This is a genomic window from Candidatus Nitronereus thalassa (genome assembly GCF_032191465.1).
In the GTDB taxonomy this organism is placed as follows: Bacteria; Nitrospirota; Nitrospiria; order Nitrospirales; family UBA8639; genus Nitronereus; species Nitronereus thalassa.
Genome location: NZ_JAQOUE010000002.1, coordinates 94,284 through 115,057 on the forward strand (window position 1 = coordinate 94,284; position 20,774 = coordinate 115,057).

At 48.6% G+C, this 20,774-nt stretch carries 19 protein-coding genes; 7 read left to right on the plus strand and 12 right to left on the minus strand.

What is annotated here, in order from left to right; genetic code table 11:
- Nucleotides 1-69 precede the first annotated feature (69 nt).
- The 8 genes from PPG34_RS15665 to PPG34_RS15700 all read right to left on the minus strand — a co-directional run bounded on the left by PPG34_RS15665 (nucleotide 70) and on the right by PPG34_RS15700 (nucleotide 11,524).
- Nucleotides 70-732, minus strand: a complete 663-nt coding sequence (locus PPG34_RS15665) for a PEP-CTERM sorting domain-containing protein (protein ID WP_313834384.1) — start codon at nucleotides 730-732, stop codon at nucleotides 70-72.
- Nucleotides 733-1,565: 833 nt separating this feature from the next.
- Complete coding sequence (locus PPG34_RS15670; protein WP_313834385.1) at nucleotides 1,566-2,786, minus strand: carboxylesterase family protein; 1,221 nt, start codon at nucleotides 2,784-2,786, stop codon at nucleotides 1,566-1,568.
- A 147-nt stretch (nucleotides 2,787-2,933) separates the two neighbouring features.
- Nucleotides 2,934-3,587: an isoprenoid biosynthesis glyoxalase ElbB gene (gene elbB, locus PPG34_RS15675; protein ID WP_313834386.1), complete on the minus strand. Its 654-nt coding sequence runs from the start codon at nucleotides 3,585-3,587 to the stop codon at nucleotides 2,934-2,936.
- 47 nt (nucleotides 3,588-3,634) lie between these two features.
- Nucleotides 3,635-4,771 (minus strand): bifunctional diaminohydroxyphosphoribosylaminopyrimidine deaminase/5-amino-6-(5-phosphoribosylamino)uracil reductase RibD, encoded by a 1,137-nt coding sequence (ribD, locus tag PPG34_RS15680; protein ID WP_338140931.1) that lies wholly within the window; start codon nucleotides 4,769-4,771, stop codon nucleotides 3,635-3,637.
- Nucleotides 4,768-7,617 (minus strand): pyruvate, phosphate dikinase, encoded by a 2,850-nt coding sequence (gene ppdK / locus PPG34_RS15685; RefSeq protein ID WP_313834388.1) that lies wholly within the window; start codon nucleotides 7,615-7,617, stop codon nucleotides 4,768-4,770. Before ppdK ends, ribD begins: the two co-directional genes overlap by 4 nt.
- Before the next feature lie 200 nt (nucleotides 7,618-7,817).
- On the minus strand, nucleotides 7,818-8,267 hold the full coding sequence (locus PPG34_RS15690) for a hypothetical protein (RefSeq protein ID WP_313834389.1): 450 nt from the start codon (nucleotides 8,265-8,267) through the stop codon (nucleotides 7,818-7,820).
- Between the two features lie 56 nt (nucleotides 8,268-8,323).
- Nucleotides 8,324-10,546, minus strand: a complete 2,223-nt coding sequence (glyS, locus tag PPG34_RS15695; RefSeq protein ID WP_313834390.1) for a glycine--tRNA ligase subunit beta — start codon at nucleotides 10,544-10,546, stop codon at nucleotides 8,324-8,326.
- A gap of 9 nt (nucleotides 10,547-10,555) precedes the next feature.
- Nucleotides 10,556-11,524, minus strand: coding sequence for a glycine--tRNA ligase subunit alpha (locus tag PPG34_RS15700; RefSeq protein ID WP_313834391.1), 969 nt, complete (start codon nucleotides 11,522-11,524; stop codon nucleotides 10,556-10,558).
- 211 nt (nucleotides 11,525-11,735) lie between these two features.
- Here PPG34_RS15700 and PPG34_RS15705 point away from each other — a divergent pair, with 211 nt between their 5' ends.
- Complete coding sequence (locus PPG34_RS15705) at nucleotides 11,736-12,044, plus strand: hypothetical protein (RefSeq protein ID WP_313834392.1); 309 nt, start codon at nucleotides 11,736-11,738, stop codon at nucleotides 12,042-12,044.
- A gap of 23 nt (nucleotides 12,045-12,067) precedes the next feature.
- Here PPG34_RS15705 and PPG34_RS15710 read toward each other — a convergent pair whose 3' ends face one another.
- Entirely contained in the window at nucleotides 12,068-12,571 is a 504-nt protein-coding gene (locus PPG34_RS15710; RefSeq protein ID WP_313834393.1) for a cupredoxin domain-containing protein, read from the minus strand.
- A 69-nt stretch (nucleotides 12,572-12,640) separates the two neighbouring features.
- Between PPG34_RS15710 and thiD the strand changes: the two genes are divergently transcribed.
- The 6 genes from thiD to PPG34_RS15740 all read left to right on the plus strand — a co-directional run bounded on the left by thiD (nucleotide 12,641) and on the right by PPG34_RS15740 (nucleotide 17,227).
- A complete protein-coding gene (thiD, locus tag PPG34_RS15715; protein ID WP_313834394.1) occupies nucleotides 12,641-13,426 on the plus strand; it encodes a bifunctional hydroxymethylpyrimidine kinase/phosphomethylpyrimidine kinase in 786 nt (261 codons plus the stop codon).
- A gap of 93 nt (nucleotides 13,427-13,519) precedes the next feature.
- Nucleotides 13,520-14,320 carry an alpha/beta hydrolase family protein gene (locus PPG34_RS15720; protein ID WP_313834395.1) on the plus strand — a complete coding sequence of 267 codons (801 nt, stop codon included), beginning with the start codon at nucleotides 13,520-13,522 and terminating at the stop codon, nucleotides 14,318-14,320.
- Nucleotides 14,320-14,787, plus strand: coding sequence for a hypothetical protein (locus PPG34_RS15725; protein ID WP_313834396.1), 468 nt, complete (start codon nucleotides 14,320-14,322; stop codon nucleotides 14,785-14,787). The genes PPG34_RS15720 and PPG34_RS15725 overlap by 1 nt, the downstream gene beginning before the upstream one ends.
- 74 nt (nucleotides 14,788-14,861) lie before the next feature.
- The gene (locus PPG34_RS15730) at nucleotides 14,862-15,371 is read left to right on the plus strand and encodes a gamma carbonic anhydrase family protein (RefSeq protein WP_313834397.1); all 510 of its coding nucleotides are present in this window, start codon (nucleotides 14,862-14,864) and stop codon (nucleotides 15,369-15,371) included.
- A 264-nt stretch (nucleotides 15,372-15,635) separates the two neighbouring features.
- Entirely contained in the window at nucleotides 15,636-16,199 is a 564-nt protein-coding gene (locus PPG34_RS15735) for a Rossmann-fold NAD(P)-binding domain-containing protein (RefSeq protein WP_313834398.1), read from the plus strand.
- A 473-nt stretch (nucleotides 16,200-16,672) separates the two neighbouring features.
- Nucleotides 16,673-17,227 (plus strand): hypothetical protein, encoded by a 555-nt coding sequence (locus PPG34_RS15740; protein WP_313834399.1) that lies wholly within the window; start codon nucleotides 16,673-16,675, stop codon nucleotides 17,225-17,227.
- Between the two features lie 628 nt (nucleotides 17,228-17,855).
- Here the strand turns inward: PPG34_RS15740 and PPG34_RS15745 are convergent.
- From PPG34_RS15745 to PPG34_RS15755, 3 genes are all read right to left on the minus strand, one after another.
- Complete coding sequence (locus tag PPG34_RS15745) at nucleotides 17,856-18,623, minus strand: chlorite dismutase family protein (protein ID WP_313834400.1); 768 nt, start codon at nucleotides 18,621-18,623, stop codon at nucleotides 17,856-17,858.
- A 187-nt stretch (nucleotides 18,624-18,810) separates the two neighbouring features.
- Nucleotides 18,811-18,969, minus strand: a complete 159-nt coding sequence (locus PPG34_RS15750) for a hypothetical protein (protein WP_313834401.1) — start codon at nucleotides 18,967-18,969, stop codon at nucleotides 18,811-18,813.
- A gap of 252 nt (nucleotides 18,970-19,221) precedes the next feature.
- Nucleotides 19,222-20,682 carry a CPBP family intramembrane glutamic endopeptidase gene (locus PPG34_RS15755; RefSeq protein ID WP_313834402.1) on the minus strand — a complete coding sequence of 487 codons (1,461 nt, stop codon included), beginning with the start codon at nucleotides 20,680-20,682 and terminating at the stop codon, nucleotides 19,222-19,224.
- Between the last annotated feature and the right edge of the window lie 92 nt (nucleotides 20,683-20,774).

A 20,774-nucleotide genomic window follows, 5' to 3' on the forward strand; every position in this document is an offset into this window, starting at 1 on the left:
CAAAAAAAGAGCCCCATGCCGACTACAAGCATGAGGCTCTGGCGCATTGCCAAAAGGATTCGACTCGCCCTACATGCTCTTCTTCCTCATCTGCCACCCTGAGAAGCCAACCAAACCTGAACCTAATAACAGCAATGTCCCCGGCTCAGGAACAGGATGGGGAGTAATAGTTAAGGGCGTCCACTCCCCTGTTCCTCTCAATATAAATTCGCCAAAAATATTTCCCCCACCCTGCAACGACTGAGGACCTGGAGATAATGATAACACCGGAACTTGAATAACCTGAGCTACGAGCTCCCACTCATTTCCATTCAGAATCGCGGCTGACAACGATTGAAGAAACCCTCCCTCAACGCCGAAATACGTCCAAAGACATTCGGTGCACCCGTGAATATTCGGAGGCACCACTTCACCATTGGCAATGACCAAGGCAGATTCGTCAAATGTGAAGGAATTTGTTGAGGGCAATGCCGGACCAATTTGAAAGTTCGGTCCAGAAACCGTCAGGGCCGATCTAATAACATTTCCCCAGGAAAAATGAGTCGCTGTGGGGACGGTGGGACCGAAGTCTAACTCCAACCATGCCGTTACCGAATGTACTTCTTGGGTACTCGTATCGATACCCGCCCCTTCATAGGTCCAAATAGAATTGGCCTGGGCATCCAGGACCCACCCCCCTGCGAGCAACCACATCCCTATGAACATGTGGAATAAAATTCTTCGATATTTCATAAAACCTACCTCCCTAGATACCAAGGAGAAACCAAAGCAAGGTACTTTTTCCTTAACTCGCCGACAATAAATATTTGGAAAAGAGCAATTTCAAAACATTTTTGTGAAAACACTGTAAACCACAAGACCCTAACGACGACTAAACCAAATTTCATGCCAGCACTTGCCCAAAGGCATATTTCAGACCTTAATAGTCACTAAGGTATTGATTGTGAGCATGATTCACATTTTTCAACTCCCGCATTGATTGGCCATATTGAGTGAAATTCCTGTTACTTTTGTAAAATTCCCTGACGTTTTTTCCAACTGTGCTAATTCATAGACCAGAAGACTACCTACGTAATGAACGTATATTCTTTACGTCTCGCAGTAAAAACCCATCGGCTATGGGCCAAGGAAGGAATGTTTGGACCTTGAGTACACACTCCTTCATCCAAAAAAATAATCCTTCAAAAATCCTTCTATGCATTTGAATTTAAAGACAGAATTGATCCCCCTGGAACAATCCCAAACTAATATCGTTCAGAGTGAAACACATCTCTACGTTCCATCATTCAAAACTTCCCATGTTTGGTATGGCAGAGAAGGAAGACCTTCAAGTTCGGCAAAAGCTAATTTGTAAAATTATCTGACTGTAAATCATTCAAAAGTTCACAAAAACACCAAAACTCATCAAAATTGAACGGAAAATACGCCAAGAGAAATGAGGAAAATTTCCTGACACAAATAAAACAAAGCGACAAAAATGGAATGAGGACGAAAAAATTCAGGCACTACCAAGCAAACAAGAAAAATAGATTGCGGAGAGAGATGAAATTAAGAAAGGATGATCCCTACTGAGGGACATCCAAGGTCAATTTAGCCGAGAACAATACGGAAGGATCTTGACGCCGACGAGCCTCGCGCAACAAGGTCTCTAACTGAGGAATGATACGGCCGTGAAAACTGACGATACCATTAGTCACTACAGTGATGGGATGAGAAAAGTCGATTAATACATCGTTCAGAAACAATGTATATCGACGAACACGAGCAGTTGTGAGATCAATTCGATTTTCCTTAATATTCATTACAGTCAACCGAGCATAAATTCGGTTTTTCATCAACTCATCCTGACGATCAATCAATTGCTCGGAAAACATGGCAATCCGATCCGTGCCATCAATCCGCACCCACCCAAATTCACTTAGGTGACTGGCATCCCGCACCACAGTCACTTTCATAGGATAAGGATCACGACGCTGTTGGCCAAACCATTTCACAAGACTTGGTAATTCCTGACGTGGAAAGAAATGTCCTCCCGCATGTGGATGGGTCCACTCATGCTCACGATATATGTAGGCAATTCCAAGCTGTGACAATTCATGAGTGATATTCCGGCTCAACCATACCGGCATAATTTGATCCTTGGCCCCATGGATCACATACAAAGGCGTTTGACTTAAATTTTTCAAAAAGGGAAACAGCACCTCGTCAATACCACCGGCCATGGGTGCTACCGCCGCAAACCTTGGCGCATGATGCATCCCAATGATCCAGGCCCCAATTCCACCGTTGGACATACCCGTCAGGAAAATCCTGTCAGGATCAATGTGATAACGACTTTGAACGGCGCGGATCGTAGCTAGCACCAGTTCCTCGCCCTGCCGCGACCACCACGCCCCCATGGAAATAGTTGGGCAGACCAAGATATATGAATCCCCCAGCCGCTCGGCCCACCGCTCTAAATAGGAATCACCCGTAAACCCAGCACCATGAAGACACACGACCAAGGGAGACGCCTGGCTCGGATCATAGCTTGAAGGCACAAACAACCCATAGGACATGTCACGTCCACGAACCAACACGGACAGGCTAGGTTGCTGACCAACCGGAGCATTCCCAAATGTTCGCGCATGAGTAATGAGATCAACCACACGGTCGATACTTGCATCGGGCCGTAAAAGAATTTCATGGAGAACGGACTCCGCCAACGCATCCTCACCATTCGACAAATACTTGCGAACCACCCCCAACAAAGAGGGTTCAGTCTTTGCGTCAATTTGAGCATCCATCTTCAGAGGTTGCGCCATGGCAACACAGGAGAAATTCCACGCAATAAAATAGATACTGAAAAGAAGAAAGAAACGGGCGGTGTTAACCAAGAAGGGCATAGACATCCCTATGAATGGAAATTCCGGGTAAAAACCACATACCAACAATCACGCCATTTTCATCAATTCGGCTATCGCGCCGCTGACCCCTTCGAAGATTTGGTGGGGTTTGGCGGTGCCGTACATGTAGGCTGGGGTGGTGATAATTTTATTGGCGGAATCCACCACGAACTTTTCCACGGCACAGTTCGAATGTTTCGCGCCAGTTTTTTCGACTTCGGATGCGGTTCCTTGATCATCTCCAATCGTCACATTTACCCCTTTCCCTCCAAAGGCAAGAGCCATTATGGCCGGGGCAATACAAATGGCGGCGATGGGTTTTCGATTTTCATGAAATTCTTTCACGATTCGCTTGACTTGGGGATCAATGGCTCCGCCACTACCTTTTTGCGCAAAGTCACACAAATGGAGTGCAGCTCCAAAACCACCAGGAAAGGCCAGGGCATCAAATTCCTGAGCCTTTAATTCTTCCAAAGGTTGAATTTCGCCCCGCCCAATACGGGCAGCTTCTTGCAGAACATTCCTATTCTGGCCTGTGGGTTGTTGGGTCAAATGATTGGTTTCAGGCACATCTTTATTCGGGGCAAAACATTTGTACTCCCCACCGTGCTGCCCAATCGCCACTAATGTACTAATCGCTTCGGTAATTTCGGCTCCATCCAAGAAACCACATCCTGATAAAATGACAGCGACCTTTTTCATGATTCCCTCCCGAATGGCTATGAATATTTCTCTGCCATATTTTGCCCTTACTGTATCTTCGAATTCAAATCTCCAGAGATCAAGACATCATCCCCTAGGGGTTGCATGCGAATATTTGAGACCGCGATTTTTTGGACCAAGTGCTTGGGCGAAAGACCGCCAACCAGGCCTTTGGAATTTTGGCCGCCTAATAAAGTTGGGGCCATATACAGGAACACTCGATTCACCAACCCTTCACGTAAGAAACTGGCGTTTAACTCACTACCACCTTCTACCATCAAGCTAGTGATTCCCATATTTCCCAGTTCTTGAAGACAACGACGAATGGAAACCCGCTTGGCCTTTTGGGGAACAACTAACACCTCAACCCACTTCGAACGCAATTGTTCCATTTTCTTGTGACTTGCCTGGGAAGTCGTCGCAATGGCAGTTGGGCTGGTCTCAATATTTTTTAAGACCCGTGCGTCGAGAGGGATTCGAAGAGTACTATCGAAAATTAACCGAACCGGCTGTCGAGTACTGGATGTTTTCTCTTTTTGGCCAGAAAGCCGTGCTGTCAGTTGAGGATCATCTTGAAATACCGTGTTCACGCCGACAGCAATCGCATCGACTTGGCTGCGGAGTTGATGCACATGCGCACGAGCTTGCATTCCCGTGATCCACTTTGACTCTCCTGTTGCTGTTGCAATCTGTCCATCTAAGGTCATCGCTGCCTTGAGAATGACAAACGGCTGACCTGTTTTCACCCAATGAATATACACCTCGTTGAGTTCGGCGGCTTCCCGCTTCAAGCAGCCAACGTCTACTCTAATGCCTGCCCTTTTCAATTGCTGGAGGCCGCGACCCGCCACCTGTGGATTGGGGTCCCGCATAGCCACCACTACACGCCGAACCCCGGACTGAATTATGAGTGGCACACAAGGCGGAGTCCGTTTTTCGGTATGGCAACAGGGTTCTAAGGTGAGGTAGAGTGTGGCGTGACGAGATTTGGATTTGGCTTGTTCTAGAGCAAAGACTTCGGCGTGAGGGCCACCGGCTTGCTTATGATACCCAGAACCGACCCTTTTCCCCTTGGCCACCACGACTGCGCCGACCATAGGATTTGGACTGGTAGTGCCCCTGCCTCTTGCCGCAAGAGTTAGGGCCTGTTTCATGAAAAGGACGTCTTGATCGACGTCAGTCACCGGCGAGCTTTGGTTTTTCGTGGACGAGCTTTGGTTTTGGCTTTTGGTTTTTTGGTAGTAGCCGTCACACGGCGGGCATGAGCCTTAGTTTTTGTGGAAGCCTTTCCCACTTTTTTCTTGGACTTGGTCGCAGGCTTTTGGCCTTCGGCATTGAGCACCGCCTGGGCTGCAGCCAATCGAGCAATTGCCACGCGATAGGGCGAACAACTGACATAGTGCAATCCCAGAGAATGACAAAATTCTACAGAGCTTGGCTCTCCGCCATGTTCCCCGCAAATCCCAAGTTTAATATTCGGTCGAGTGACACGACCTTCGTTCATAGCCAAGCGCATGACAGCCCCCACGCCTTCCTGGTCCAGAACAGCAAAGGGGTCAAAATCCAGCAAATGATGTTCACGATAAAATCCCGTAAAACGGAACGCATCATCCCTGGACAATCCATAGGTGGTTTGCGTCAAGTCATTGGTGCCAAAGGAAAAGAATTCAGCGTCTTCGGCAATCTGTCGGGCCGTCACTGCCGCACGCGGCAATTCAATCATCGTTCCGACCAAATAGGAGAGCTTGACTCCGCATTGTTTCATGGTTGCGTTAGCCACTTCTTTAATGATCGCCTTTTGTGCCTTCATTTCCGTGGCCATACCGACCAGGGGAATCATTATTTCAGGAATGATCTTTTTACCTTCCTTGGCAACTTCGCAGGCAGCCTCCATGATAGCACGTACTTGCATACGAGTGATTTCGGGCATGGTGATTCCAAGCCGACATCCTCGTAGCCCAAGCATGGGATTATATTCATGGAGATCATCAACACGTTCCAAAATAAATTTCTTCTCTTCAATCTCCGACGCGCTTCCATTCGTTAACTCAAGACGAGCAATGTCGACCATCAACTGTTCACGCTTCGGCAAAAACTCATGGAGCGGTGGATCCAGCAACCTAATGGTCACGGGAAACCCCTTCATTTGACGATACAAACCGATGAAGTCTTCCCGTTGCAGAGGAAGAAGCTGCGCCAAATATTTCTCCCGTTTTTCCGGAGTCGAGGCAAGAATCATGGCCTCCATAATCGGGGCACGGTCCTCAGCGAAAAACATATGTTCCGTTCGGCAAAGACCAATACCTTCGGCACCGAAGCCACGGGCGATTTGTGCTTGATCTGGCGCATCGGCATTGGCCCGAACCTTTAGATGTCGAATCTGATCAGCCCAACTGAGTAGCGTGGCAAACAGGCGATATTTCTCAGACTCCTTAGCAGTCATGTTGCCTTGAATGACCTGCACCACTTCAGACGGGACCACCGAAAGCATCCCCCCATACACAAATCCCGTAAATCCGTTTAGGGAAATGCTATCCCCTTCCTGGAAAACAGACGGCCCAATTCTCACTTTGCCTTGGCCCTCTAAGACCTCGACATCTTCACAACCGGCGACACAGACTTTTCCCATTTGGCGCGCCACTACCGCGGCATGAGAGGTCATACCACCCGTCGCCGTTAAAAATCCTTCTGAGGCATACATGCCGTGAATATCATCGGGACTCGTTTCTTTTCGAACCAGAATGGTCTTTTCTCCACGAGCTTTCATGGTTACGGCTTGTTCTGGTGTTAAGGCAATCTTGCCAGAGGCGGCACCAGGTCCAGCCGGCAATCCTCGTCCAATCGGTTGAAATTTCTTTTCCTCGGAAGGTTCGAAAATCGGGTAGAGGTATTGTGCGATTTGATCGGGATCAACGCGACGGACGGCTTCCTTTTTGGTGATGAGGCCTTCCTTCACCATTTCCACTGCAATCCGCACTGAGGCAATCCCCGTGCGTTTTCCCACACGAGTTTGCAACATATAGAGTTTGCCTTCTTGAATGGTAAACTCCATGTCTTGCATATCCCGATAATGTTTTTCCAATGTCTTTTGGGTAGTCATGAGCGTTTTATACGCCGAAGGAAGCTTATCTTTTAAGGCATTCACTGGAAGAGGCGTTCGGATACCGGCCACAACGTCCTCACCTTGAGCATTCAACAAAAATTCGCCAAAAAATTTGCGAACACCGCTGGACGGATCTCGGGTAAACGCCACGCCTGTTCCGCTAGTATCACCCATGTTGCCAAAGACCATGGATTGGACATTTACGGCAGTCCCCCAAGTATCGGGAATATCGTAGATTTTTCTATAAGTGACCGCGCGATCTCCAAACCAGGAGGTAAACACCGCATTGATCCCCATCTTTAATTGCTCAAACGGATCGTCAGGAAATTTCCTTCTGGTTTCTCGAAGAACCACATCTTTAAATTGAGTCACAAGACTGGCCAGTCCCTCGACGGGGATATCCGTATCACTCTTCACACCAAACGTTTTTTTGGTTTGATGGAGGACGGATTCAAATTTGTCTCGATGGATGTCCATCACCACGGAACCGAACATCGTAATAAAGCGTCGATAGGCATCCATGGCAAATCGAGGATTATTAGTTTTTTGCGCGAGCGCTTTTACGGTCACATCATTCAACCCAAGGTTGAGCACGGTATCCATCATACCGGGCATGGAGGCCCGCGCACCCGACCGCACCGAGACGAGTAAAGGATTTTTCGAATCGCCAAACCCGGCCTTCATGGATTTCTCCACGCGCTTTAACCCTTGTAGCGTCTGCTCCCACATACCGGGAGGATATTTTTTCTTGGATTTAAAATATTCGAGGCAGGCTTCGGTCGTGATGGTGAATCCAGAGGGGACAGTAATTTTCAGGTTGGTCATTTCGGCAAGCCCGGCGCCTTTTCCGCCAAGGAGCTCCCTCATTGAGCCTTTTCCTTCGGCTTTCCCGTCACCAAAGTAATAGACGTACTTCTTCTTTCCCATGCGTTGGCTCCCCCTTTTTGGCTGCAAATGAACCAGCCCGCCGATTCACTTCATTCATTCAAACGAAGCGAAAATGTACCATACTTTCAAAATTTCTCAAAAATAAATCTTAAGTACCAACCCTCGACCTTGAGAAGATTCATGCCCTTGCCAGAGGTTATCCACAGATCCCCATGAACACCTTCAATTGAGAATGACGACTAGCCATTGCCCGCCACAAGTCGCCGTTGATACCAAATGAGGAGATACCGCTTCACTCCTAGGCCCGAACCAATCACCACGACAACAAACGCGAGGAGCCCCAGAATATGGAAATCCTCGTTTCGAGCATTGGGGTAGTATAAATTCCCATCCTCTCCCATTGCTAACGGTTCATTGGTCCTTATTGTATGCACTTGTCCGGTGGGATCGTTGGTATCCAGCCATTCAGTGCATACCTGAATCGGGGTTTCCACTCCGGAGACTTTCATGACAGTAATTCCCACGCAATGACCGCTCGCTGGATCATAGAGTTCAGCATTCGTGAGTACAAAATCCAGATCTATGCCACTGGCCCAGAGCCCGCCTAATAACACGCCATTACACACGATAATTAATATCAGGGTAATTCCAATTCGAAACCAGCGAAACCGTGCTTCAGAAAAAATCATGGGATCTGGGCATCCCCTTCTCATAGAACAAGCCACCGGACTCGTATGGTTGATGGCTATGAGCTCTGAACTTGAATCTGCGACAAGTCCCCTATGCCTAAAAATAACTTATCGATCTTTCGCAACAAGGACAAACGGTTGGCACGAATGTCAGGCTCCGGCGCGTTCACCAACACTCCATCAAAAAAAGCATCGATGGGGGATTTCAACTCAATGAGCGCTTGGAGGGCCTTTGAGTAATCAATGGCTTTGATGGAAGCGTCCACAGTGTCTTGGGCCATTTCAACAAACTGGAAAAGCGCCTGCTCGGACTGATGGACCAAAAGCGCCGCATTCACATCAATGGCGGTCCATTGTTCTTTTTCGACCAAACGATGCGCCCGCTTAAATCCCACCATTAATGGGTCAAAGTCTTTTTGGGTCGTGATCGCTTGAAGAGCATGCATGCGGGAAAACAGATCCGCCATGGAGAATCGGTCAACGGGGCGTCCTTTGAGGACAGCCGCCATGACATCTTCTCGAAAACTATGGAGGGTTCGTCCGTAAAATCGTAGCCGATCTTCCAGAAATTCCACCAAAATCTGAAGTGGCCCGGGCCTAGGGTTTTCACCTTCCTCTGGCGAAGGCGACTCCGATTTCACGCCCTGCTTCTCCAATAATTGTTCCGCTAACCTGAGGAGGTCGATCAGATTCACATTAATATTCGCTTCAACCAAAATTCGAACAAGCCCAAAAGCCTGTCGTCGAAGCGCAAAGGGATCTTCCGAGCCGGACGGAATCATGCCCACCTGAAAAAAGGCCGCCAAAGTATCTATCCTATCGGCGAGCGATAATAACCGACCAACCGCCGTCACAGGAATCGCATCTTCTGGGGTTCGAGGTTGATAGGATTCTCCCAAGGCCTGACACACCTCCGCGGGTTCCCCATCGTGAGTCGCATATTCCCGCCCCATCACCCCCTGTAACGTCGGAAACTCGCCAACCATTCCCGTGATCAGATCGGCCTTATTTAACAAGGCCGCTCGCTGACAAGACTCTTTATGGCCGGCTAAACCCGAAGCATCCGCCAGAGCTCCTATTAAAGAAATCGTCCGTTCAGTTTTTTGATACAACGTCCCAAGTTTTTTATGAAACACCACTCCATTCAAGTGACTCACCCGATCAGCTAATTTTCCCTTGCAGTCCTGTTCAAAAAAGTATTGAGCATCAGAAAGGCGGGCCGCCAACACCCGCTCGTTCCCTGCGGTGATGACCTCCATTTTGGGAATCTTCATATTGGTTGGCGCAAGAAATCGTGGAAGCAGCGTTTGTTTGGAAGTCACTACCGAAAAAAAACCTTGATGTTCCTTCATGGAGGTAATGAGAACCTCCGGCGGCAGGCCTAAATACTTTTTATCAAACTCCCCGCACACCATATTCGGACATTCAAGGGAAAAGACGGCTTGATCCAACAACTCATCGTGATTAGCAGGATACGGCTGACCTTTCACCGTCTTGGCAAGGCTTTGGGTCAAGTTTTTTATTGCCGTACGCCTTCGAAGTGGATCGGCCACGACCCCCGCTCGTTCGAGAGTCGTTTCATAAACCTCCGGTCGCTTTACCTCTAAACCCTTGGTGGCCATTAACCTTGTGGTCTTTCCCGTCATGAACCGATGGCCCCACGTCCGGTTCCCCGATTTCACGCCACCGACCTCAACCGAAATCGTACGAGATCCAAGTAGGGCGACGACCCATCGAATGGGCCGAGGATACCGCATCCCCGAAGCATTCCATCGCATGGTCTTTGGAAATGAAAGACCTTGAATGAGCTGCGGCACACTTTCTTTTAACACCATATCTGTGGGTCGGCCTTCTCGGTGCTTCACTGCACAAACATATTCACCTTTGGGGGTTTCACGAATTTGTAGAGCGGTGGCATGTATGCCTTGAGATTTCGCAAACCCTTCTGCCGCTTTGGTGGGTTTTCCTTGCGCGTCAAACGCTACCGCCTTTGACGGCCCCAATACTTCCTGATGAGATGAGGTTTGTTTTTTGGCCACACCCTCGGCTAGGACAGCCAAGCGTCGTGGCGTTCCAAACGACCGAATGGCCCCATGGTTTACATGTTGTTCAGTCAGCATCTCAGCGAGAGATTTCGCCAATTGCGTCATGGCCGGTTGGATCATTTGCCAAGGTAATTCCTCGGAACCAATTTCAAGAAGGAACGACGTGGTGCCGGATTTGGAAGGTTGAGTTTTTGCTTTTGACGAGGGGGATTTTTTGGAAGAACGTTTTTTCATGCAGGGGCCTTATTTCTTTTTTGAGACCATCGAGGCAGCCCCGGAATCCACCTTTCCCTGTTTTGTTGGCAAAATACGAGTAGACCGTCTCGATGACGTTGACACCACGGGGGCTTTTAACAGGGGAAAACCCATGGTCTCTCGACGCTCAACATAAGCCGCAGCACAGGCCCGGGCTAAACCTCGAACCCGTCCAATATATCCTGTCCGTTCCGCTACACTGATTGCGCCACGCGCATCCAACACATTGAACCAATGCGACGATTTCATACAGTAGTCATAGGCGGGAAGCACCAGCCCTTGTGCTAATAGTTTCTGACATTCCGCTTCACAGGACGTAAACATCGCACTGACCATATTGACATCCGCCAATTCGAAATTATACGTAGAAAACTGCACCTCGGCATCATGAAATAATTCCCCGTAGGTCATATCCTTCGTCCACTTGAGATCATAAACGTTATCCACATCTTGAATGTACATCGCGATACGTTCGGTCCCGTAGGTCAACTCGACGGTAATCGGATCGAGGGTTTGTCCGCCCGCTTCCTGAAAATATGTGAATTGAGTGATCTCCATGCCATCCAATCGCACTTCCCAACCCAAACCCCATGCCCCAAGGGTCGGAGATTCCCAGTCATCCTGGATAAATTGAATATCATGCTTTCGAGGATCAATACCGAGAGCAGCCAGGCTCTCTAAATACAACGCTTGAACATTGTCAGGGCAAGGTTTCATCACCACCTGATATTGGTAGTAATGTTGCAGCCGGTTGGGATTTTCACCATAGCGTCCATCCGTGGGACGACGGCAGGGTTCCACATATGCCGCACGCCAAGGTTCAGGCCCCAATGCGCGCAAAAAGGTGGCTGGATTAAACGTGCCAGCCCCCTTTTCCACATCATAGGGTTGGCAAATAATACAGTGTTGGGAAGCCCAGAATTGATGAAGAGAGAGGATGAGGTCCTGGACGGTCACAGGGGGTGTAGAAAGCCTATGTTAAAAGGCCCGATGGTCGATCTGAATGAGTGAGAAAACTTCCGAGATTTTGTGTCAATAAACAAGTTTGGAACCTAGCAATAATGGTCAATAGTGTCAAGATAACAGATTGAAAAATCAGGAAAACCCTTGCCTTTTTATGAAGGCTTGATTATATTGCCTTCACATTAAGCACAATGAGGGGAATTTTATGAAAACCACGTTTCGCCTGTTTCGTAGTTTCTTAGGTATTTCTGCTGCGGCCATTCTGATGTTTGGGTGCGCGGAATTGCAAACAAATGGAGGGGGCTCCGGTTCCAGTATGGGTGGGTCCAGTGCAGGCTCTTCCACTCCCGTCTCGAGCACCGATGTTGCCTCAGGTCACTACGGGGATACCCTAGAAGCATGTCTTGGTCGCATCCCAAGCGGGTCCACGGATTCACAACGCATGTTGGCTGAGCTGACCTGCAAACGTGATGAGGCCGCGAGAAAATCGATTAACGCAGTCCCTGGAAATTAATTCATTTCTACGTTGGGATCATGTCAGGATCGCCTGATTGGTATTCCTCCCCTTAATTTCCGGCAAGCTAGACAGGTAGCGAATCTGCTTTGTTCAAAGGACGATTTGCTACCTGCTGTTTCCACAATCACCACCCCCTTCATTCCTCGATGCCCACGAATGGGACATTGAAATTCGTAGACCCCAGAAGGCAAGGTCATAATCAATTCGACGCTTTTCCCTGGCGGGACAGCAATACCTTCCTTTGCGTTAATAGTGAGCAGATTGGGCTCACCATTGATTTTGACTTCTGATGCCGATAATAATCGACTCTGAAAGCGATGGATTTCTCGCCCCTGGTTTCTCACGACCAATCTGATCGGTTGCCCCGGAATGACTTGAACGCGAGTCGGAGTAAAGCGAAAATCTTCGATGGTAAGATGGACTTCCTGGTATTCATTCGAACATCCACTCCGAAGGAGAAGGATGAGGCCAATCGAAAACACCACCTTCATTTGACCACCTAAAATCTGCATGATAGAGTCCATTCACTTCCTATTTGACCCTCTAGGCTGAATGATTTTCAAGCGAATTTCGGTTCCTCCTTTTTACCCCTCATGAAGCAAGTGCTTACCATTGCAGGTTCCGATTCTGGTGGCGGAGCTGGCATTCAGGCCGATCTCAAAGCCATGTCCGCCAATGGCACATTCGCCATGTCCGTGATTACGTCAATTACCGCGCAAAATACCAAGGGGGTCACCGCTATCCACGACCTTCCCGACACGATCATTGAAGCGCAAATCGATGCCATTTTCGACGACTTTGAGGTCGCCGCCGTAAAAACCGGAATGCTTTCCACGGCAACGACTACCGCACTCGTGGGAAGAAAGATGAAGCAATACGGCGTCACCAAATTAGTCGTCGATCCCGTCATGGTGTCGAAAAGCGGTCATGAGCTATTACAACCCAATGCGATTGATTGGCTGAAACAAGACCTCATCCCTTTGGCCTACCTTCTGACACCAAATATTCCCGAAGCCGAACGTTTGACGGGCCTCACGATACGATCCCTTCCCGAAGCTCGCGAAGCGGCCAAAGCCCTGCACAAACTCGGGTGCCAACATGTCTTGATTAAGGGTGGGCACTTATTAGAACGGCCCGCCACAGACTTGCTATACGATGGCCGGTTTTTCCGAATGTATAAAGGCGAGTTTATCGATACCACCACCACACATGGCACGGGATGCACCTATGCCTCAGCCATTGCCGCCCAATTGGCACTCGGCAAACCCATTGCCGATGCCATTGAAACAGCCAAAACGTACACGACGTCGGCCATTCGCCATGGATTGTCCATTGGCCATGGGCATGGCCCCACCAACCATTTCTTTTTTCTCCAGTAACTCGCCTCACAACCCTTTCGCTTTACTGCCTAACGCGTTAATATTCCCATACACTTTTGGCAACAACCGCGCTCAGGCTCTCGGAAATTTTTCATGAAAGCCAAGGAAACAACACTCCGACTTGAACATTCTGGAGGCCATACGTCCGCCATCTTAATGGAACCAGGCGATGATGCCACCAGTATAGTCATCCTTGGCCATGGGTTTCTTTCGAATAAAGACAGTCGCACCAACCTTCGGCTTACAGAATTGCTCACCTCGAAGGGACTCAGCACGCTTCGCTTTGATTGGATCGGCATGGGAGATTCGGGTGGACGGTTTGCCGAAATCACCCTCTCAGCATGCTGCACCCAATTGAACTATTTGATCAATGACATGAAAAATAGAGGCTATCGAGACATTGGACTCATCGGGTCGAGTTTTGGAGGACTCGTCGCGATTTTGGTCGCTGCCGATCATCCTGAGCTGTTTGCCCTGGGGTTGAAATGTCCTGTCCCAGACTTTCCGGAAATGTTGGAATGTGAATTTGGACAACAGGGCATCGAGGAATGGAAACGCACCAACACCATTCCCAACGTGACCGGCGGGTCCGAGCCCATCGCCTTAGATTTTGCATTTCACGAGGATTGCTGCCAATACAATGCCTATGAACAAGCCGCGAAGATCAGCACTCCCTGTGTAATCGTTCATGGCGAACAAGACGAGCTGGTGCCCATTCATCAAATACACCGATTAGTAGAAAGCCTCCCTGGAGAAAAAAATCTTCGTTTGCTCCCGGAGGCGAACCATCACTTTGGACGGCCTGAAGACTTTCGGGTTATGAGCTTGGCCTTGACCGAATGGATAGTCACCCATTCCCCATCTTCCCAATCTACCGCAAAGGTCCCTTCCTAATGGAAACGTCCCACTTGCTCCGCGAAGAACAATTGGAAGTCGTGAGAATTTTATACCCCTGGTACAAAGAGGAAGTCTTTCGCCGACGGGAACAAATGATTCGCTTGACCGCCTTTGGCAGCGCATTTCTTGTGCTACTACTCATTACCATTCTCGCCCTTGCGCCGCCGTATCCGGTAGATCCCATCGTTAAAATTTTTTCGATGACCGGGGTCGCATTATTTTCAGCGCTCTTTATCTACCTCATCCTCCAACAGCGCGACCGGCATCGTTTGGCCAAACAAACGTTGGTCGAAATTGAAAAAGTGCTCGGCTTGTATGAAAAAGGATTGTACCTGGAAGAAAAAACTCTCTACCCGGAAGACTGGCAAATTGCCTGGACCACGGATCGAAGCGTCACCATCTACGTCGCAGTTGTCGCGGCACTTGCGGTTCTGGTGATTGCGGCTGTGCTGGCCAAAGGATAAGGGATTGGTTGTGATCCACCACATAAAGGTTCCGTGTATACCGAGCCACGCCCCCATCGAAAGGGGATTTAGCCATGATTAAACCCTTTCGTGGAATCCTGCCTACCATCACATCGAGCGCCTTTATCGAAGAGACTGCCGTCGTCATTGGGGATGTGGTCATCGAATCCGAATCGAGTGTGTGGTTTAACTCTGTGGTTCGTGGAGACGTGCATTACATTCGCATCGGCCATCGAACCAACATCCAGGACCTGAGTCTTCTTCATGTCACCCACGACACCCACCCGTTGATCATTGGAGACGATGTCACCGTCGGGCACCACGTGGTGCTCCATGGCTGCACGATTCACAATCGGGTTCTCATCGGGATGGGCAGCATTGTTATGGACGGTGCGGTCATCGAGGACGATTGCATAATTGGCGCAGGCTCGTTAGTCACAGAAGACATGGTCATACCCTCTGGCAGCCTCGCTCTAGGCTCGCCCGCTCGCGTCAAACGCCCGTTGAACGATCAAGAAGTCGCCTGGCTCAAGGAATCAGCAAGCAATTATGTACGTTATGCCCGCCAATACCTGACAGATTAGCAGGTTGCAGGAGACATCACGATTTTCCCCGACCCTCCCCTTCCCCTCGTGATCTTAGGCGCTGGTTATACCGGAAGGGTTCTCTATCACCAAGCGTTGGAACAAGGATGGATAGTTTACGCTAGCAGTCGGACCCCTGAAGCTCACTTACCTTATGTGGACCCTCTCGCTCGAATTCTTTTTGACTTAGAACAAACAAGCACCTGGCAAAACCTTCCCACTCCGTCCCACATTGTGTGGTGTTTTCCGACCTTACCAGGACCTATGGCCGCCGAGCTTGCCGAGAACCTAACTAATAAGGGATGTCGGCTTCTTCTCTTAGGAAGCACCTCAGCCTATCCACCAAAGGCTGAAGATTTGACCGATGAACGATGCGAAATTAACAAGACTCTTCCCCGAGTACAGAGCGAAGAACATTTGCGAGAGGCCTACGGCGCCATCGTCCTGAGACTCGCCGGCCTGTACGGCCCAGGCCGGCATGTCTTGAATTGGATTCGAAGGGGAAAAATTAGAAACACTCCCCGCTACGTCAATCTCATTCATATTGAAGATGTGGCTGCGTTAAGTCTTGCCGCCTTGCAACAAGCCTCGCCGGGATCAAGTTACATCGTCAGCGATGGGACGCCCCGGCTTTGGGCAGACATTTGTGAGTACGCTTCGACTCAATGGCACATCCCCATCCCCGAACCGACCACGCCAAAGGACGCAGGAAAACGCTTGTCGCCTCAAAAAATATTACATGAGTTGCAATATGAATTAAGGCATCCTGATCTGTTTAAAGAATTAGATGAGATTGAGAGGGAGGGGGAAGAGATTATTGAAACCTGAAGGATTCTTTCTGAAGAATTTATTATATGTGGGCTTTCGCGCCCACACGACGAGGTTCTTTTGTTTCGGCAAAAGGACCCAAAACCATTTTCGCCCGTGCGCGGCCCTACGGGTCCCTTCGGCTTCGCCCTGAATAAGATGGCTCAGGAACTCGCGCTGCTCAAATAGCCTTCGCCAAAGAAGCCGATTCAGGGCGAAGCCGGAGCCGCGCCCAACGCGGATTGAAAAAAGCTTGTGACATTGACTGCCACCCTAGACTCTCACGCAAAGATTTGACCCTTTATGAAATCAAAATGCTTGTACAACTTGGCATCCGCTACCTTCTGGGTAGCTAGGATATAATGGCTCACTTAGTTTAGAATGTTCGACCTCAGGGTTGAATGTGGCCGCTAAAAACCGACAGCTTAGGAAATCCTCCGGCTGTTAGCGTCTTAACAACTATTGAAAATTAAAAAATTTTTAGAAAACATACAATGTTTGATTCAGAACGCATGGGAATAAAAATCCTGAAATGTCTTTTTATTGTAGTTTTAATTGTGGCCTGTGATCCCTATACTTTTCAACTTCAACCGGATTTCACCCATCTTGACGTTCCTCAAGAGGGATATAATGTAAGAATTTCAAAACAAGGAATCACCGTCGATCTCAAGGGGAATCAAACTCGATACTACGGTAGCACTTCAGGAAGGTTTTCAATGAAAATTATAAATGGCAGAAGTAACTCGATGACTTTGGACCAATCAAATTTTTCAATAAAAGTTGATGGTAGGCTTGTCCCAGAGGCTTCATTTCGACTACGCCCTGTGAAAGATTATTGGTCAAAGAATGACTTCACAAGTCTTCCCATTTTCGCTTTTAGTAGTCCAATTGAGCGCATCACAATAAATCCAAACCAATCTAATGTTGTACTAATTGAATATTCATTTAGTTTCAATACTCCAGGTGCAAGTATGAGCTTCGTCTTTGACTTAGAGGAAAATGTAAATATACAAGGTAAAATTTCTTTTGAAACCCGATTTGTGTTTTAAATTTCTACAGTAAGATTTATGTGTCACTTTTGGGGTTGAAGGTTGGGAGCAAATCTTTGATTGAGAATTTTGCAAAATCAAAATTTTCCAACACTCCCTTCACCCCGCGTTGGGTGCGGCTGGGCCACCGCTCCGAATCCTACTTCTCTGGCGAAGACTGTCTGAGCGTAGCGAGTTTCTGAGCCATAATGATTCGGGGTGGTGGACCAGGAACCCCGGAGAGCCTGTTTCTGAACAGGATCGGAGGGGCCGCGCACAGGCAAGAATGGTTTTGGACACTTTTGCCGAAACAAAAGTGTCTCGTCGCGTGGGGGCGACACCCCACATAAAATATTTCTTCAACGAAGCCTATCTTCGGCAAAAACAAAACCAACCTAGATTTCCGAAAGCTAAAGTCCGTTCCTATTGTTGAAATTTTGAGCGAATTAAGAATACAAAAAAACTTAGCCCAGCGGTATTCAACGCAAGATATCCTTGTAATAATTTTGCTCTCCAAAATTCTCAAGAAAGGATTTGACTACAAGGAACCTTTAGCCTCAGACCAGTTTTTCACCGGTGGTTCCTATCGACATGTAGTCGATTAGGAACCACCATGAATCCTTTCTGGTTACAAATCGGTCCTCAAGAGTTATTTTGACAATAAGGCTCCTACCTCGTTCCAAGACTTTAAAGTTCCTAAGACGGTGGGACTCCCAAGCCGGACGTTATATTGATCTTCCTTTACCATCCGTAGGGCCAGAACCAGGTTATTGAAATCCTCCAAATTATTGGTTTCGAAAATGGTAATAAAGTCCGCATCGGCGAGACCTGTGGCGTGGTAGAGCTTTCTTTTCACCGTTTTCAAATAGGGCAGAGTGGGTACGGTGTGTTCTCGAATCAAGGCTACACGTTCTTCCTTGGGCAGATTCCACCATTCCGCGCTTTTCCTGGTCGGAATCATAATCACGTAGGTCGATGGATCGCCTTCATACTTGGCGGCTTTGAGTTGGGCCAAGAGATCCGGGAATTCTGGGGCATAATTCAGGCCTTTGGTAATACCGCTGATAGTAAATTCCAGATCAAGATGTTGCCCTAATCCTGACCCTGCAAGTTTGGTAAGCAGTTCCTGATTGATCTTTGCCTCAGAGGATTGTAGCCGAATCAAGAAATGGGAATCGGTCGTTAGTCCATAGGTCCAATAGGAATCAAGAGTGATTTGATCTTTAAAGGACTCGACCACCGCCGTCGCCTCCTGAACTCCTTTGGCCTTCTCTTCAATAGAAAGCCTTGTCCACGTAGGGTTGACTTTGAAGAGGGCAAACGTGCCATGCACTTGGGAACCTGCCGCCAGGGTTAAGGCCGGATTACCTACCAAAAATACCAAGAAACTCATCAACATAACCCTGAAAATATGCATAAAACCTCCTTAAAAGGATAAAGAAATCTGGATTGCCGAGAATAGGGTCTATCGATGTAGTGTTTCGTTACAACCTTTAATATTTTTCCAACGAAACCTATCTTCCTCAAAGAACAGGCAACCAAAATTCTCGATTAAAAACGTCGGGAATGAACACACCTGAAACCTTTTGCCGAGTTTTGGAGTCTTAAGAATACCAAAGGTTCCGCTTCACCCGCGTTAGGCGCGGCTGGGCCGCCGCCCCGAATCCTACCTCTTTGGCGAAGACTGTCTGAGCCCAGCGAGTTTCTGAGCCATAATGATTCGGGGCGGTGGACCAGGCACCCGCTGGGCCGCGCACGGGCATGAATGGTTTTGGGCACTTTTGCCGAAAAAAAAGTGCCTCGTCGTGTGGGGGCGACTCCCCACTAAGATAAAATGTATCGATGTAAATCTTAATAAGAGAGATCCTTCGCAATGCTCAGGACGACAGAAAAATGAAAAAGGAAAACCTGGATCCCCGAAAACAAACGTCGGGGATGACGGAATAGAAGAAAAAGCCGAGAGATGTATTTCTGAGAATTGTGAATAGGAAGGTGAAGGATAAGAGACGGAGCCTTCATCCTGGTCGCACGAGCAGCAACACCGTTGCGCAGACCAGGGAATTATTCAATGCATGGGCTACCATGCCAGGCAAAATGCTTCCCGTCTTTTCATAAGCCCAGGCCCACAACAACCCACTCCAAAAAATCGTGATCAACCCGAATGTTCCATACCCATGCGCTAACGAAAAAATCAGCGCACTTACAACCATCGCGATTGGTGCATTCCAATAACGACGCAAGGTGCTATAAAGCACGCCCCGGAAGACCAATTCCTCAAACAAGGGGGCCAAAATCGTATACGACAGCAGCGGAGGAAGGAGATCCCAGGCGGTGCCTTGAATCATGGTGGGATCGAACCAATCCGTCCAATGCAAAGAGGTCTCAAAATTCTGTGCAAAAAATCCAATCACCCATCCCCCTCCGACGCCAAGCGTAAAGAGGGTTAACGCAAACCAGGTAACCCGGAGCCAGCCTCCTTCGACAATCTTTAACCCCACGGCTTGCCGAAGCGACAATCCGTTCGGTTGCCACAAATAGTAGTAGGCCAACCCAAGAATGGGTATATGAATGGAGATGGGAATAAGAAATTGGAGTACCGAGGGATCAAGACCCGTGACCGAAAGACTAATAATCAATAAACTGGCGATACCACCGCCTCGAATCAACACCACCACTCCATTCCCGCCAGTCCACCGTGGAGGGAAGGACACCTCTCCTACGCGAAGAGCTACAGCCCCGCCCCATTTCCATCGCCTCCAAAGCATAACCATGGCCATGAGGCCGCCCATGACGGCCATGATTTGGGCGCCACCTAACAAACGATTGTTCGACACCAATCGCTGCGCATGACGTTGGCTGGCAGCTGCCAGGGATACCTGCAATCCCTCATCGTGACTTCGTTCGGCGATTTGTAACGCGATCCGCCGATAAAACCACCCACTCGGTAAATGCTCGGCAATTTGAGCTTGCAACGCGTGCGCCTGAATGGGGTCGACTTCTTCCGACAAGTAAGCGGCTTGGAGAACGGCACTATAAAAGGGAAAGGGTAAGGCCCAATCCTTCCACATGTGGACTTTCATTTGCACGGCATGAATCTGTCCCGCTTCCCCCTCTAATATCGCAAGGTAGAGGGCCGAAAGTGGATCAGTATTTATTTCCGTCAATTCCGAATACCATTCAATGCACTGCTGCAGTTCCTCCCCAGTAGGATCGACCACGCTCATCATTTGCCGCTCCAAATCGGAAACCTGCTTCAATCCGTCTCGGAGCCCCATCACCTGATTCGTGATGATCTCTAACGCTCGCTCGGGTGAAGGAATTCGCTCCAATCGGGGCATGGACAGGTGGGCAAAAATCAGGAACCCCAGGCAGGCAAGGAATATCGTTCCGAAACACACTGTCACAAACAAGGAAAATTCGACAGGTGTCCTTTGGGTGTTAGCAGAAGCCGATTCTTGATAAGGCCAAGAAGTCACAGTAATTCTTAATAACGGATGAATATTATCGAGGCAGTCTTTATATTGGGAACAATGATTACAGAATTAACAGAGGCTATTTCCTGGAATAC